This window comes from Lachnotalea sp. AF33-28, assembly GCF_003477885.1.
Taxonomy (GTDB): Bacteria; Bacillota; Clostridia; order Lachnospirales; family Lachnospiraceae; genus AF33-28.
Map to the genome: position 1 here is coordinate 110,345 of NZ_QUEE01000013.1, position 14,889 is coordinate 125,233.

The 14,889-nt window shown below is 48.2% G+C and carries 14 protein-coding genes and 2 pseudogenes; all 16 read left to right on the forward strand.

Annotated features, from left to right (window positions below):
* Window positions 1-53: 53 nt before the first annotated feature.
* The 16 genes and pseudogenes from ybaK (at window position 54) to DWZ56_RS17055 (ending at window position 14,720) form a co-directional block, all read left to right on the forward strand.
* Window positions 54-524: a Cys-tRNA(Pro) deacylase gene (gene ybaK, locus DWZ56_RS16975; protein ID WP_118557794.1), complete on the forward strand. Its 471-nt coding sequence runs from the start codon at window positions 54-56 to the stop codon at window positions 522-524.
* A 246-nt stretch (window positions 525-770) separates the two neighbouring features.
* Entirely contained in the window at window positions 771-1,544 is a 774-nt protein-coding gene (locus tag DWZ56_RS16980; protein ID WP_158584643.1) for a cell wall hydrolase, read from the forward strand.
* A gap of 164 nt (window positions 1,545-1,708) precedes the next feature.
* On the forward strand, window positions 1,709-3,199 hold the full coding sequence (thrC, locus tag DWZ56_RS16985) for a threonine synthase (protein WP_330424905.1): 1,491 nt from the start codon (window positions 1,709-1,711) through the stop codon (window positions 3,197-3,199).
* 236 nt (window positions 3,200-3,435) lie between these two features.
* Window positions 3,436-3,933, forward strand: coding sequence for a MarR family winged helix-turn-helix transcriptional regulator (locus tag DWZ56_RS16990; RefSeq protein WP_118557797.1), 498 nt, complete (start codon window positions 3,436-3,438; stop codon window positions 3,931-3,933).
* A 138-nt stretch (window positions 3,934-4,071) separates the two neighbouring features.
* Window positions 4,072-5,253, forward strand: a complete 1,182-nt coding sequence (locus DWZ56_RS16995; RefSeq protein ID WP_118557798.1) for an ArsA family ATPase — start codon at window positions 4,072-4,074, stop codon at window positions 5,251-5,253.
* Between the two features lie 71 nt (window positions 5,254-5,324).
* Entirely contained in the window at window positions 5,325-5,585 is a 261-nt protein-coding gene (locus DWZ56_RS17000; protein ID WP_147369445.1) for a hypothetical protein, read from the forward strand.
* A 46-nt stretch (window positions 5,586-5,631) separates the two neighbouring features.
* Window positions 5,632-6,807 carry an ArsA family ATPase gene (locus DWZ56_RS17005; protein WP_118557800.1) on the forward strand — a complete coding sequence of 392 codons (1,176 nt, stop codon included), beginning with the start codon at window positions 5,632-5,634 and terminating at the stop codon, window positions 6,805-6,807.
* A gap of 229 nt (window positions 6,808-7,036) precedes the next feature.
* Window positions 7,037-8,110 (forward strand): hypothetical protein, encoded by a 1,074-nt coding sequence (locus DWZ56_RS17010; protein ID WP_118557801.1) that lies wholly within the window; start codon window positions 7,037-7,039, stop codon window positions 8,108-8,110.
* A gap of 365 nt (window positions 8,111-8,475) precedes the next feature.
* Window positions 8,476-9,516 carry a recombinase RecA gene (gene recA / locus DWZ56_RS17015; protein ID WP_118557802.1) on the forward strand — a complete coding sequence of 347 codons (1,041 nt, stop codon included), beginning with the start codon at window positions 8,476-8,478 and terminating at the stop codon, window positions 9,514-9,516.
* A 181-nt stretch (window positions 9,517-9,697) separates the two neighbouring features.
* Window positions 9,698-11,248, forward strand: coding sequence for a ribonuclease Y (rny, locus tag DWZ56_RS17020; protein ID WP_118557803.1), 1,551 nt, complete (start codon window positions 9,698-9,700; stop codon window positions 11,246-11,248).
* 209 nt (window positions 11,249-11,457) lie between these two features.
* Window positions 11,458-11,994, forward strand: a complete 537-nt coding sequence (locus DWZ56_RS17025; RefSeq protein ID WP_118557804.1) for an NUDIX hydrolase — start codon at window positions 11,458-11,460, stop codon at window positions 11,992-11,994.
* Window positions 11,995-12,097: 103 nt separating this feature from the next.
* A complete protein-coding gene (locus DWZ56_RS17030) occupies window positions 12,098-12,676 on the forward strand; it encodes a stage II sporulation protein M (protein ID WP_147369446.1) in 579 nt (192 codons plus the stop codon).
* 16 nt (window positions 12,677-12,692) lie between these two features.
* Window positions 12,693-13,439 carry a tyrosine-type recombinase/integrase gene (locus DWZ56_RS17035; RefSeq protein ID WP_118557806.1) on the forward strand — a complete coding sequence of 249 codons (747 nt, stop codon included), beginning with the start codon at window positions 12,693-12,695 and terminating at the stop codon, window positions 13,437-13,439.
* Window positions 13,436-13,630: pseudogene (locus tag DWZ56_RS17040) on the forward strand (ATP-binding protein); the annotation flags it as partial. The gene DWZ56_RS17035 and the pseudogene DWZ56_RS17040, both read left to right, overlap by 4 nt.
* Window positions 13,630-13,812 (forward strand): annotated as a pseudogene (locus tag DWZ56_RS23840) (hypothetical protein); the annotation flags it as partial. The pseudogenes DWZ56_RS17040 and DWZ56_RS23840, both read left to right, overlap by 1 nt.
* Before the next feature lie 320 nt (window positions 13,813-14,132).
* Entirely contained in the window at window positions 14,133-14,720 is a 588-nt protein-coding gene (locus tag DWZ56_RS17055) for an HdeD family acid-resistance protein (protein ID WP_118557809.1), read from the forward strand.
* Window positions 14,721-14,889 lie beyond the last annotated feature (169 nt).

Below are 14,889 nucleotides of genomic sequence, written 5' to 3' on the forward strand. Positions count from 1 at the left end.
TTGCGTTTTGCTGTCAATATATGCGAAATTTGTTATGATGTCGGGAGGAAGATATGATTAAGACAAATGCGATGCGCCTTTTGGATCAGGCGCAGATACCGTACAGTACCAGGGAGTACGAAGTGGATGAACATGATTTAAGCGGTGAACATGTGGCAAAGCAGCTGGGATTGGATCCGGACAGTGTATTTAAAACGCTTGTGGCCCGTGGGGATAAAAACGGAATCCATGTATTCTGCATTCCGGTGCGGGAAGAGCTGGATTTAAAAAAAGCGGCTGCCGTCACCGATAATAAAAAGGTGGAGCTGGTACATGTTAAGGAGCTGCTAAATCTGACCGGCTATATACGGGGGGGCTGTTCCCCCATCGGAATGAAAAAAGAGTACCCGGTAACCATCGAAGAAACTGCGGTTTTATTTGATACTATCAGCATCAGCGCCGGCGTGCGCGGCGGCCAGATCGTGATCGATCCGGAAAAACTGTCAGAATTTCTGGGCGCTTCTTTTCTGGATGTAGTCAGGTAAAATGCATGAAAACAGCGATGGGATTCGCGCCGGAAAACTTCCTGTTAAAAAAAATGGTTGACATTTGCCAGTTTTTCCTGTATATTGTATCGATGTTATGAATAGGTCGTAATATTCGTGTAATAATATTAATATAATTGTTACAAAAAATGACCTGCTGGCCCAAAAATCCGTGGGCATACAGCAAACAAAATCCGCAATCATTGTCATTCATAACAAATATGAAGAATGGAAAAGGAGTATGTTATGCTAAGACTTCATTCATTTCTTCAGAACATGATCAGCTGTTTCCGCAGCAGAGCGGTGCCTAAAAAATGCTACCGCAATGCGGTAATTCTGACAGCCGGGACGCTGGTGGTGGCCGTCGTGTCACTCGGTGCAAAGGATTTCGGAGGAAGCGGCAAGAATGTCGTCTATGCGGCAAATGCAGAGACAGCCGGTACGGAGCATGGTCCCCATGAATTGCCGGAAGAACCTGTTTCGATCATGATTGAAGAAACTGAACCCGAAACAAAAGCAGAAATACAAATGGAACCTTCAGAGGAAGTTGGACAAGAAACACGGGAGATGATTGGGCAGAAAGTGGTTCAGGATGTATATGATTCCCTGCCTAAGGAGCCAGTAGTGGATTACTCGGACGAGGATTATGAGGCGCTTTTACGCATTGTGGAGGCCGAAGCGGGTATCTGTGATTATAAAGGGAAGGTGCTGGTGGCAAATGTGGTGTTAAACCGTGTGCGCAACGAAAGCTTTCCCGATACCATAAAAGAAGTGATCTATCAAAGAAGCGGCAGTACTTATCAGTTTTCACCCGTAAAAAGCGGCAGTATACGTCGGGTGACGGTATCGGAGGAAACATACGAGGCGGTGGAAGCTGCATTGTATGGTGAGGATTATTCGGAAGGCGCGCTGTTTTTTTCCGCCCGCTCCAAGTCCAATCCAAACAGTATGAAATGGTTTGACCGGAAGCTGAAATTTCTGTTCGAACATGATGGGCATGAATTCTTTACAACAAAATAGTTTCAAATCAGCGCTCTCTGGCGGATTTAAACGCCGGGGAGCACTTTTTATTATTGCAGCAGTCTATATTTATTATTTACAGAATCCGTCACATATGCTATTATGAATCAAAATAGTTATTCGGCGGCAGGCCGGAATAATGAAAGACAAGGGGAATGGCAGTTATGGAAGATCTGTTATACAAAAGCACGAGAGGCGATCAAACTTTAGTAACCGCATCTTTGGCAATCCTTCGGGGGCTTGCCGGGGACGGAGGCCTGTTTGTACCGGAGAGGATTCCGAAACTGGAAGCGGATATGGACACATTAAAGGGCATGAGCTATCAGGAAACGGCCTATGAGGTGATGAAGCTGTTCTTAACCGATTATACGGAAGAAGAGCTGAAATACTGTATCAGCCATGCATATGACGATAAATTTGATGATGAGGATATCGCTGTTCTGCATGAAGCCGGAAACGCTTGTTATCTGGAGCTGTTCCATGGCTCCACCATCGCGTTTAAGGATATGGCGCTCTCCATACTGCCGTATCTAATGACCACTTCGGCGAAGAAGAACGGCGTTGACAATGAGATCGTCATTCTTACCGCAACCAGCGGTGATACCGGCAAGGCGGCGCTGGCTGGCTTTGCCGATGTGCCGGGAACCCGGATTATCGTATTTTATCCCAAAGACGGCGTGAGCCCGATCCAGAAACAGCAGATGGTGACGCAAAAGGGGGCCAATACATATGTGGTGGGCATCGACGGCAATTTCGATGATGCGCAGAACGGTGTGAAGGAGATCTTTAACGATAAGGCCCTGGCAGAGGAACTGTCCGTTTCAGGATTTCAGTTTTCATCTGCCAATTCGATCAATATCGGCCGGCTGGTGCCGCAGATCGTTTATTATGTTTACGCCTATGCCAGGCTCTTAAAGGACGGCGCCATCAAAGAGGGAGATCCGATCAACGTAACGGTTCCCACGGGCAATTTCGGAAACATACTGGCTGCCTATTATGCCAAAAATATGGGTGTGCCCATACACAAGCTGATCTGCGCATCCAATGAAAATAAAGTGCTGTATGATTTCTTCTCCACCGGAGCCTATGACAGGAACAGAGAGTTCAAACTGACAAGTTCCCCGTCCATGGATATTTTGATCTCCAGCAATCTGGAACGGCTGATCTACCGTCTCTGCGGTGATGATGCTGTTAAAAATGCCGCGTTTATGAAGGCGCTTTCCGCAAACGGCCAGTATGAGATTACGGCGGAGATGAGAAAAGGCCTGGAAGACTTTTACGGAAACTTTGCGGATGAAGAAGAAACTGCCCGCAGCATCCGGACGCTCTATGAAGAATGCGGATATATCATAGACACCCATACCGCTGTGGCGAGGATGGTATATGAGAAATACAGGCAGGATACCCAGGATACGGCAAAGACCGTGATCGCATCCACCGCGAGTCCTTATAAGTTTACGCGCAGCGTGCTGGCCGCCATTGATTCCAAGTATGGATCAGAGGACGATTTTGAACTGGTCGAAGTGTTAAGCAGGCTGTCGGGGGTTCCTGTGCCGGAGGCTGTCCGGCAGTTAAGGACCGCACCTGTCCTGCATGACCGGATTTGTGCAAGGGACAAAATGAAAGACATTGTACAGGAGATCCTGGGGCTTTGAGGCAAGCCCCGGGATTTTTTCATTCAATAGGAAAATACGACCTATTGAACAAAAAACGCTCCGCGTAGGATCGCACTGCGGCGGGAAGGTATTATGTCGCCAAGGCGACCCGCCGCAGGCGGAGAATCCCGCGAGCGGGATTCTTTTTTATCATGTTTTGCTTGACAAATAAATAGTTCGGAGATAGAATAAAAATATAGTTCGGAGTAAGAAGTAATTGAAAGGGGTGTGGATTCATGCAGGAAAGCATGTCCTCCATAGAATCCCTGTTGTTCACTTATATCGATAAATGTAAGTTTCTGTTTTTCCCTGATCAGTGGAATAATGTGTTTCTGGATTATTCCAAAAACGAGATATTTGCACTGCTGCTTATTTACCGCAGGGGACATGTCAATATGACAGAAGTTGCTGATTACATGTCCGTGCCGCTCAACACCGCCACAGGGGTGATCGGCCGTCTGGAGAAGAAGGGGCTGGTGATCCGTGAGCGCAATTCTTTTGATAAAAGAGTTGTGACGATCAGCCTGACAGAGACCGGAAGAGAGTTTATGATACGGGAGATGACGGAGCTGTCCGGGTATTATCAGCAGATCATGAATATCCTGACAAAAGAGGAGCGCAGGATCGCGCTTCAGATCATCGATAAGGTGTTTGGCGTGCTGGAACAGGATGCCGGCAGAGAGCAGGATATTCGGCATGAGGAAAAGAAAGTGAAACGGATTATCGTGGAATGAGAAGGAATCCCGCCTGCGGGATTCTTTTTCAAACAAATACTTCGGACAAAGAACTATTCGAAAGAAGAATAGTTCGAAACATGAACTTGAAAGGACAGAATGTAAATCGCGCAGAAAACGGCGCAGAAAAGAGGCAGTATGGACAGAATGATTATATTCACCGGTAAAGGAGGCGTGGGGAAATCCACTGTGGCTGCGGCCCATGCCAGAAAAGCCGCGGCTAAGGGGATGAAGACGCTGATTGTCAGCACGGATATGGCGCATAATCTCTGTGATCTTTTCGAACAGGAGCTGGGGAGAGAACCTAAGGAGACAGCCCCCAATCTGTATGCTCTGGAGATAGATCCGGACTATGAGATGAACCGGCACTATGGGAGCATCATGAATGCCGTAAAAAACCTGGTGACCGGCACGGCATCACAGAATCTGGAGGCATTTGACGATCTGGCTATGTTCCCGGGAATTGAAGAACTGTTTTCCCTGATCCGTATCCAGGAGATTTACAGGGGCGGGGAATATGAGATGATCATCGTGGACTGCGCGCCCACCGGGGAGACGCTTTCCCTCCTGAAGTTTCCGGAGCTTCTGTCGTGGTATATGGAAAAGCTGTTTCCTCTGGGTAAAGTGGCGATGAAGGTGCTGCGTCCGGTTTCACGCCAGTTATTTAAGCTGGAGCTGCCGGATGCGCAGGCAATGAACGATATTGAGCGGTTGTATCTGAAGCTGGCTGAATTAGAGAGCCTGCTGAAGGACCGGGATATCTGCAGCATACGCCTGGTCGCCATGCCGGAGAAAATGGTGGTGGAGGAGACCAAGCGCAGTTATATGTATCTGAATCTTTACAATTTCAATGTGGATGGCCTCTATATCAACCGGGTGCTTCTGGAAGATTTGGGAAATGATTTTTTTGATGAATGGATACGGCTTCAGTCGGATTATATAAAGGAGCTGGAAAGTGTATTTGCAGAGATGCCGGTTTGCCGTATACCGTGGTATGACCTGGATTTAAACGGAACGGAAGGCCTGGACCGGATTGCCGGTGACTGTCTGACGGATGATGAACTGTTTGAAGTCAGATGCAGCGCCTCCAATGAAGTATTTGAGAAGACAAAGGAGGGATATGTCCTCACAGTCTGTCTGCCATGTGCGAAAAAAGAGGAAATTGAGCTGTATCAGTCAAAAAGCGATATGATTCTGCGCATAGGCAATTTTAAACGCAGTATACCGCTGCCGGACACACTGGCGCGCTGCCAGGTGGATTCGGCCAGGCTGGAAAATGGGCGGCTGGCCATAGGGTTTAGCAGGAATTGGGCACAATGACGGTAAAGCCGGCCTGTGGGTCAAAGAGACTGCGTGCAGTGATCGGAGGATTCGGCGGGACAGGAGGTAAGATGAATCAGCGTTTTTTGATAAAGATGATCCGGGCAAAGGCCTTGGAATATGAGGCTTTAAAGGAACTGATGCCGGAGGGTATGAAAAGCACATTGGAAAAGACGGAAAAAGAGCTTGCGGATGTGGTTTGGCATTGCATATGGGACACCGGCAGACAAGAGCGGGAAAGGACGGGCAGCACATCCGGCACAGCGGACAGCAAAACAGAAGCAAGGCAGGAAGAAAAGAGGACGCATACCAGGAAAGTGGATATAATGTAACCGCCCGGTATCGGAGGCACCGAAAACGGTGCGGATTGGAGCATATATGAGAGTGATATTATATACGGGAAAGGGTGGAGTAGGCAAGACCAGCGTTGCAGCGGCCACAGCCTGCCGCATTGCGGAGGAAGGAAAAACGGTGCTGATCGCCAGCACGGACCAGGCCCACAGTCTGGGAGATTCCTTTGACATGAAGCTGGCCGCAGAGCCCGTTCATGTGGCGGAACGCCTGTATGCGATGGAGATCGATGCGGTGGAGGAAAATGAGAAGGCCTGGGGAAATCTCCGGGATTATTTAAAACGCCTGCTCACGGCAAAATCAGAGGATGGCCTGGAAGCGGAAGAACTGCTGGTATTTCCCGGTTTTGAAGAACTGTTTTCGCTGTTGAAGATCAAAGAAATTTATGAGGAAAACCGGTATGATGTGTTGATTGTGGACTGCGCGCCCACGGGTGAAACCATGTCGCTGCTGAAATTTCCGGAAATGCTCGGATGGTGGATGGAGCATCTGTTCGGCATCAAACGCGCCGCGGTTAAGGTGGCAGGACCGTTGGTGGAAAAGACAACGGGGATTCCCATGCCAGGAGAGGAAACCTTCAATGAAGTGGAAAACCTCTATGGGAGACTGGGAGAGCTGCGCCGGCTTTTGTGCAGGAAAGAGGAAGTCAGCGTCCGCATTGTGACCACTCCTGAAAGAATTGTTGTAAAAGAAGCCAAACGGAATTTTTCGTACCTCCATCTGTATGATTATAATGTGGACGCGGTGATTGTTAATAAAATATATCCGCAGGCCTCGCTGGATGGCTATTTCAACCGCTGGATGGAATGCCAGCGGGAGAGCCTGAAGGATATACACGGCAGCTTTGGAGAAATTCCGGTATTTCATCTGGAGTACATGAAGTCAGAGCTTCGAACGTTGAATAAACTGAAAGATGCTGCGAAACAGCTGTATGCCAATACGGATCCGTCCGCTATCCTGTTTCAGGACACGGTCTTCGCACTGCGCAGGGAAGAGGATAGATACTGCCTGTATGTTACACTGCCCTTTGCCAGCAGGCAGGAGTTTGAACTGGAGCAGAGGGGGGATGAACTGCATATATCCGTAAAAAACCAGCACCGCAATCTGATGCTTCCTAAAAAGCTGCAGAACAGAGAGATTGAGAGCGCAAAATACGAGGAAGGCTGTTTGAAAATCCTGTTTTCTGAAATGGCGCCGGACTGATCGGAGGCAAAACGACGTGATGTTAAAAAAACGTAATACTTTGCAATAATTCTGTAAGAAAGTGGTAAACATATTGACCCAAAACTATGCTATTATATTAAACATAGTGTGACTAGTCCGCTTCCCGAGACATACACCAGCAAGAGGAACGGATGCACGTAACCTGGCAAATGACAAAGCGGCAGAACGGCCGCTCCATGTTTAATATAGAGTATAAGGGTGTTAATCCATGAAATATAGAAAATTGAATAGAGTATCACTTGCGTTGCCGCTTTGTGTGGCTGTTTTGTCGTTATCTGCATGCGGGGCAGAAACCGGACAGCCAAATGACTTTAGCACCGGGGAAAGCCAGACGCTTCAGGTCAGTAACCATGGGACACAGGCAGCGGTGCCGGAATTTGACTATGAAGATGCGGATGGCATGTTAAGCGCTTCAGATTTTCGCGGCTTTCTCGGGCAGGAGATGAAAGACGGCGAGGTTGGAATCGATCGGATCGCAGGTTTGCTGGACTATTACGGGGAGTCCTATTTCGCATACCGTTTAAAGGCTCAGTCCGAGATCAATGACGGCGTACTGTTTTATGATGAAGCCTATTGTTATACCGGCGCTTACACAGGGACGGACGGAGGAGAGATCCGTTACGAAGTGGTCACGCTGAGTTATGCAGAGGGGTTCTGTTTCCTTTTTACGGACGATGGAGGCTGGCAGCTGCGGGATGTGATTTTCTGCGGAAAGCTGGATGCAGTGGACCGGGCTGTGGAACTGGTGAAGATGCCGGGACTTTCGGAAGATTTTCTCAAGATAACCAGTGTGGTCGGAGAAGGAACGGGCATCTATACCTGCGAGGAGATGTGGTATCATATCAACAGCAATAAGACAGTCCTGTCCTATGTGAGCGAAGACATGGACAGCGGCGATATGTCCGGCCTCATCTATGATATGACGGGCGTATATACTTTCACAGAAGAAGATGAAAACCAGGTGCTGAACCTGGAGTTTTCCTGTACCTATTACGGAGCCCCGGAAGAGGGTTCAGATGCATATCCTGTTGTGCTTAAACAGACGGTGCCTGTAAAGTATCTGTGGGACGATACGGCGAAAATTTTTATCTTAAGAGAGAATCCCTGCCACTGGATGCTGCTGAAGTATTCCGATACCTTTGCCGGGCAGTCTCCCCATATGTCCGCGGCGGATACGCTGGCCGTTTTCTATGACCTGATTCAGGAGATGCAGAGTAACGGAAGCGCTGTACAAAAATCCTGGGCAGAGGATCTGAAGCGCCTGGCGGCAGGAATCTATTAAGAGATATGCATATATAACAGGGCAGCGCGCTTCACGGAGCGAGAGCGTGTCTTAATGAGGCGCATGCTCTCGCCTGTCATGTGCGGGAAGTTTACGGCTGCTGTGACAGCAATGCTGTGGGCGCTGCCTGGATGCCGTAAACGAAAATCCTTCTTGTGCAAGCGCTGCCTGTATGCTATAATAGGCATGTCTGGCAGAACAGCTTATCTACTTTCAACGGTCATTTATTTAAAGCAGCAATTCTTAATTTCCCGATTTACAAACCCCCTTTTGACGATTAGAAATTCCTGTTGACATTTCCCTTATTCAATAGTACTATATAACATATAAACGAACATTTGTTCACGATGCATGGAGGAAAGGTTATGGTAAAAGAAGAAAAACTGAAAGCACTGGATGCTGCATTATCACAGATAGAGAAAGCATATGGCAAAGGTTCTGTCATGAAGCTGGGGGATTCCGGCGCCAATATGAATATAGAGACTGTTCCCACCGGTTCTCTAAGCCTGGACATCGCTCTGGGACTGGGAGGCGTTCCCAGGGGAAGAATTGTGGAGATCTACGGTCCTGAGTCCAGCGGTAAGACAACCGTGGCCCTGCACATGGTAGCGGAGGTGCAGAAACGGGACGGCATTGCCGGGTTCATCGATGCCGAGCATGCTCTGGACCCGGTATACGCTAAGAACATCGGGGTGGATATTGACAATTTATACATATCTCAGCCGGACAACGGTGAGCAGGCCCTGGAGATCGCGGAGACCATGGTCCGTTCCGGAGCTGTGGATATCGTGATCATTGACTCCGTCGCGGCGCTTGTGCCCAAGGCCGAGATTGACGGCGAGATGGGAGATTCCCATGTGGGTCTCCAGGCGAGGCTTATGTCTCAGGCGTTAAGAAAACTGACTGCTATCGTCAGCAAGTCCAACTGTACCATTATTTTTATCAATCAGCTGCGTGAAAAGGTCGGAGTTATGTTCGGCAATCCGGAGACCACCACCGGCGGCCGTGCGCTGAAGTTCTATTCCTCCATCCGTCTGGATGTTCGCAGGATTGAGGCATTAAAGCAGGGCGGAGAAATCATCGGCAACCGGACCAGGATCAAGGTTGTGAAGAACAAAATCGCGCCGCCCTTCAAGGAGGCCGAGTTTGATATCATGTTTGGAAAGGGGATTTCCAAGGAAGGGGATATCCTGGACCTGGCGGCTAAGGAAAATATCGTGGAAAAGAGCGGCGCATGGTATGCGTACAATAAAGAAAAGATTGGACAGGGCCGTGAAAATGCAAAGCTGTACCTGCGCGACAACCCGGAACTGATGGCGGAGATTGAGCGCAAGGTGCGCGACCAGTACGGGCTCCCCAACGATCCGGCCATCGCGGCCCCCGTTTCAGCGGAAGAAAGTAAGTAAAAACATATCATGGGAGACATGTTTTTTCATGGAAACGTGAGCTCTCATGAAAAATTTATTGCTCTTCCGGTGCAGATATGGAAGGACGTACTTGACACAGACCTCAAAACAGTTTAAAATTTAAGTGTTGTGGATTTTGAACAATGAAAATTAAATAAGGAGGTGCTCCTGTGCCATGCCAATGCCAATTGTTATAACCATTGCTGTGCTTGTCACGCTTTGCATTGTGGCTCCTATTACTTGGTTTTCGGCTATCGCTTACCGCAAAAAAGTTTATGAGAACAAGGTCGGCAGAGCGGAAGAAAAGTCAAGAGAGATAATAGATGATGCATTGAAGGTTGCTGAGACAAAGAAGCGGGAAGCTCTATTAGAGGCAAAGGAAGAGTCCATCAAGGCGAAAAATGACTTTGATAAAGAGGTCAAAGAACGCCGGGCGGAACTTCAGCGCTATGAGCGGCGTGTCTTAAGCAAAGAGGAGAATTTGGACAAGAAGTCAGAGGCGTTAGAAAAAAGAGAAGCCGGTCTGACAGCAAGAGAAGAAATTCTGGCAAAACAGAGGAAAGAAGCAGAGATGCTTCTGGATAAGGAAAAGCAGGAACTGGAGCGAATTTCAGGTTTAACCTCCGAACAAGCAAAAGAGTATCTTTTAAAAACTGTTGAAGAAGAAGTAAAGCATGACACCGCTAAATTAGTGAAAGAGTTAGAAAGCCGGGCGAAGGAAGAAGCCAACAAGAAGGCGAAGGAATATGTGGTGAGCGCAATTCAGAAATGTGCGGCTGACCATGTGTCCGAATCGACAATTTCTGTCGTACAGCTTCCTAATGACGAGATGAAGGGAAGAATCATCGGTCGGGAGGGACGAAATATTCGTACTCTGGAAACACTGACCGGTGTGGATCTGATCATTGATGATACCCCTGAAGCCGTCGTTCTTTCCGGTTTTGATCCGATTCGTAGAGAAGTAGCCAGGATTACTCTGGAGAAACTGATACTGGATGGCCGGATTCATCCGGCAAGGATCGAGGAGATGGTTGAGAAAGCCCAGAGAGAAGTGGAGACGATCATCCGTGAGGAAGGCGAGGCCGCCACTCTGGAAGTGGGTATCCACGGAATTCATCCGGAGCTGGTCAGACTGCTGGGCAAGATGAAATACCGTACCAGTTACGGCCAGAATGCTTTAAAGCATTCCATCGAAGTGGCGCATTTGTCCGGCCTTTTGGCGGGAGAGATCGGCGTGGATGTCCGCATGGCGAAGCGTGCAGGTTTACTGCATGATATCGGCAAGGCTGTGGATCATGAGATGGAAGGATCACATATCCAGCTGGGCGTAGATCTCTGCAGAAAATACAAGGAGTCGGCAATTGTAATCAACGCTGTGGAATCCCATCATGGGGATGTGGAGCCGCAGAGCCTTATTGCCTGCATCGTTCAGGCTGCGGATACCATTTCTGCGGCAAGACCCGGTGCAAGACGTGAGACATTAGAAACATACACCAACAGATTAAAACAATTAGAAGATATCACAAACTCTTTCAAGGGAGTTGACAAATCTTTTGCTATTCAGGCAGGTAGAGAAATTCGTATTATGGTTGTACCGGAGCAGGTTAGTGATGATGATATGATACTGCTGGCGAGAAATATCTCCAAGCAGATCGAGTCAGAGTTGGAATACCCGGGCCAGATCAAAGTCAATGTGATACGTGAATCACGTGTTACAGACTACGCAAAATAAAATAGAATCGTTACTATCATGTGAAAACTAAGGCGGACAGAAATGTTCGCCTTGTTTTGTTCTTACATAGGAAAGTACGTCCTATGTGAGAACAAACGCTCCGCTTGGGATCACACTGCGGTGGGATGTATGATGTCGCCAGAGCGATCCGCCGCAGGCGGAGAAACTGTAAACGGAATTATTTTACATAAATAAAATGGAGGATAACGATGGAAGAGATTAAGAGGATTAAAAGAGAACTGAAATATCATGGGGCCATATTGGATGTGTACAAGGACTACATGCAGATTCCCAACGGACATGTGGCTGAGTGGGATTTTATCGGCCACAAAGGCGCTGCCGCCGTGGTACCGGTCAGAGAGGACGGCAGGATACTGATGGTGCGTCAGTACAGAAATGCGCTGGAACGATACACGCTGGAGATTCCGGCAGGCGCAGTAAACTATGTTGAAGAGCCGAAAATCGAATGTGCCGCCAGGGAGCTGGAAGAGGAGACCGGATATCGCAGTGAGGATCTGGAGCTGTTGATCAATGTGAATACCACCGTGGCCTTCTGCAACGAGTTCATAGGAATCTATGTGGCGAAGAACCTGATTCCTTCCAGACAGCATCTGGATGAGGACGAATACCTGAATGTGGAGGCATGGGAGCTAAACGATCTGATAGACATGATCCTGCGCCAGGAGATTACGGATTCCAAGACGATGGCCGCGTTGATGGCCTATAAGATAAAATACGGCAAATAATTGAAAGCATAAACTTGTCTGACTGCAGCATATGATAAAAGTAGGTGATTACCGCCCATAAGATGGTGTTCGCCGGTGATGCGGCGCGGAAAGAGGAGTTGCTGTGAAATATAAATTAGCTGGTATATGGATGTTCGGGCTGTTAGCAGGGACTGTGATGGTAAACCTGTTCGGCGAAGACACGGTGAGAGAGATCGGGATGTTTGGAGGTATGTTTGCAGGAAAACTGCAATCGGAGACGGTGGAATATACAAAATTGTTTCTGATGGTGGCGCAGCAGCGTTTTACAGTGGTGCTATTTTTGACTGTGATCAGCTTTACGCTGTTCGGCATTCCGGTGATGTACCTGTTTTTTTTGTTTTCCTCCTTTTCTGTGGGGGCGATGATTGCGGGGACCACAATGTCCGGCGGGATTTCCGGCATCTTTTTGTTTGCTGCCAGCATGCTGCCGCAGATACTGATCTATCTGCCGGCCTGGCTGCTGCTGATCGAATGGTGCTTAAGGCAGCATGAATATCTGTTTAAGGGAAACGGAAACGGGAGTATGACACTGAAGCAGTTTATGCCGCAGGTTCCGCTGCTGGCCTGCACGTATGCGCTGTTTTTAGCGGGAATCTGCGCGGAAACATTTCTAAATCCGCCCGTCGTCCGTTTTATATGGAAGATTGCGGAGTCACTTTAGAATAAAGAGGTAAGCTATGTTGTTACTACTGATTGAAGAATATCTGGACAACCAAAAGATAAAGGGGAAACTTTCCAAAAATACGGAGCTGTCCTACCGGCGGGATCTGAAGAAGATGGCGGAGTATCTGGAGTCCTGCGGCATCCGCGAAGCCCACAGGGTGACGGCCACGGCGCTGAATTCTTATATTCTGTACCTTGAGAAACAGGGGGCTTCCGCTTCCAGCATTGCCAGATACATCGCTTCCATGAAATCATTTTATTATTATCTCTTTAAACGCCACAGGATCGGCGAGGACCCTGCGGAAGAGCTGCAGGCTCCCAAAGCGGAGCATAACGGGACAAGCCCTCTGACAAAAGAAGAACTGAACCTACTCCTTGCGCCGCCAAAGGACGGCGGCGCAAAAGAGCAGAGAGACCATGTGATGGTGGTGCTGATGTGCTCCGTGGGTCTGAAGGCCTCGGAGTTGATTCTGTTAAAACCGGAGGATCTCAATACGAAGCTGGGCTATCTGACCTGCAGGCGGGATAATGCCAGACGCACCGTTTCTTTTGACGGTCAAACTGGACAGCTTTTGGAACATTATCTGGAATCGGTACGCCCGTATTTCATAAAAGATTCCCAGGATGCCCCACTGTTTCCCAACTGCCGCGGCGGCTGGATGAGCAGACAGGGTCTCTGGAAGCTGGTGCGTGAGTACGGAGAGCGCTGCGGAGCCGGCCGTGAGGTCACTCCCCAGCGGCTTTGTGTAGGAGAGCGGTAACAACATTGGTGTATGACAACCGATTGGAAATCACTTCTCCAGGAAAACTGCCAATGGGACAAACTATGGAGCGTATGAAAGAAGGCTATTCCAAAATTAGAAATGAAGCTCTTGCTCATGCCTTTGCTTATATGAATCTGATTGAGCATTGGGGAAGCGGCATTCCGAGAATTATGGATAAAGTAAAAGCTTGGTCTACAAGCAGATTGAAATGCAGTTTGATGAAAATGGTAAGCTTATTGTTCCGGATGATTATAAATTGACAATTACTGTACAGGATACTATCAGAATCATACGTGATAATCACTCTGCACATACTTCCAAAGAAACGCGGCGGTTTCTGGAGACCATGCCATGCTGTGAATTACGGTTTTGATAAGGTTGAATGCCGGAAATTTTATAGTACAAGGGAATTTACGGCTGCACAGTACGTTGAGTATTGCGGTACACACTGTGATCACCTGGCTTTGCAGGAGCCATACCGAACCCGTTTTTTCGAAGGGATAAAAAACGCGGTTTTGGAAGAAGGGGACAAAATCATTTTTAATGACACGATCACTCTGTATCTCACCGCTAAGAGCTTTACAAAACTTTAACAAATGATTTAGCACTCGCTTATTGACAGTGCTAACAACAAGTGGTATACCATAACTAAAATATAAAAAGATACGCAGACCCAAGGAGGAAAAGACTATGTGGAAAGAAATGCGCAATTCATTTATCCTGTTATCGGTATTCTACATTTTGTTCGGTGCGGTTCTGTTCGTGTGGCCGGCGCTGTCCGCCAGGGCGGTGTGCATGGTAATCGGTATATTCGCATTGGCTTATGGCGTGATGCGCATTGTGGAATATATACGTTTTAAAGACCGGATGAGCTTTTTCGGAGCGAATCTGGCGGTAGGAATTATCATGGCGCTGTGCGGCGTATTTTTGCTGATCCGTCCGGAAGTGCTGATGGCGGCGCTGCCGATCGTGTTTGGAGTCATCATCCTGTTTAACGGGATCATTGAGCTGCAGAGGGCATTTGACCTCAAGCGTTTTGGCTACGAGGGATGGTGGTATACACTGCTTCTGTCTGTCCTCACCATCATTCTGGGCATCTTGATATTCTGGAATCCGTTTGTTGCTGTACAGACCACTGTGATGGCGATCGGTATCATACTGGCAGTAACCGGCGTCACCAATCTGATCACGGGTATTACGGCTTCCAGAAACATAAGGAGGCTGAAAAAGGAATACGAGGATATGGAAGATAAATTCGGACCTTTCTTCTGGTTCTGAACCGGCCTGTTTCAGAGTCCGCCGGACAGCGACAGTTTTAGGGAAAAAAGTTGCAGCAGCTAATAATTTAATAGCAGCCGCCGGAGCTGGCATATGCATCAGCCACCGGCGGCTGTCTGCTTTTATATGGTCAGTAATGAAAGAAAAATGAGATTTCATGAAGAAAAAA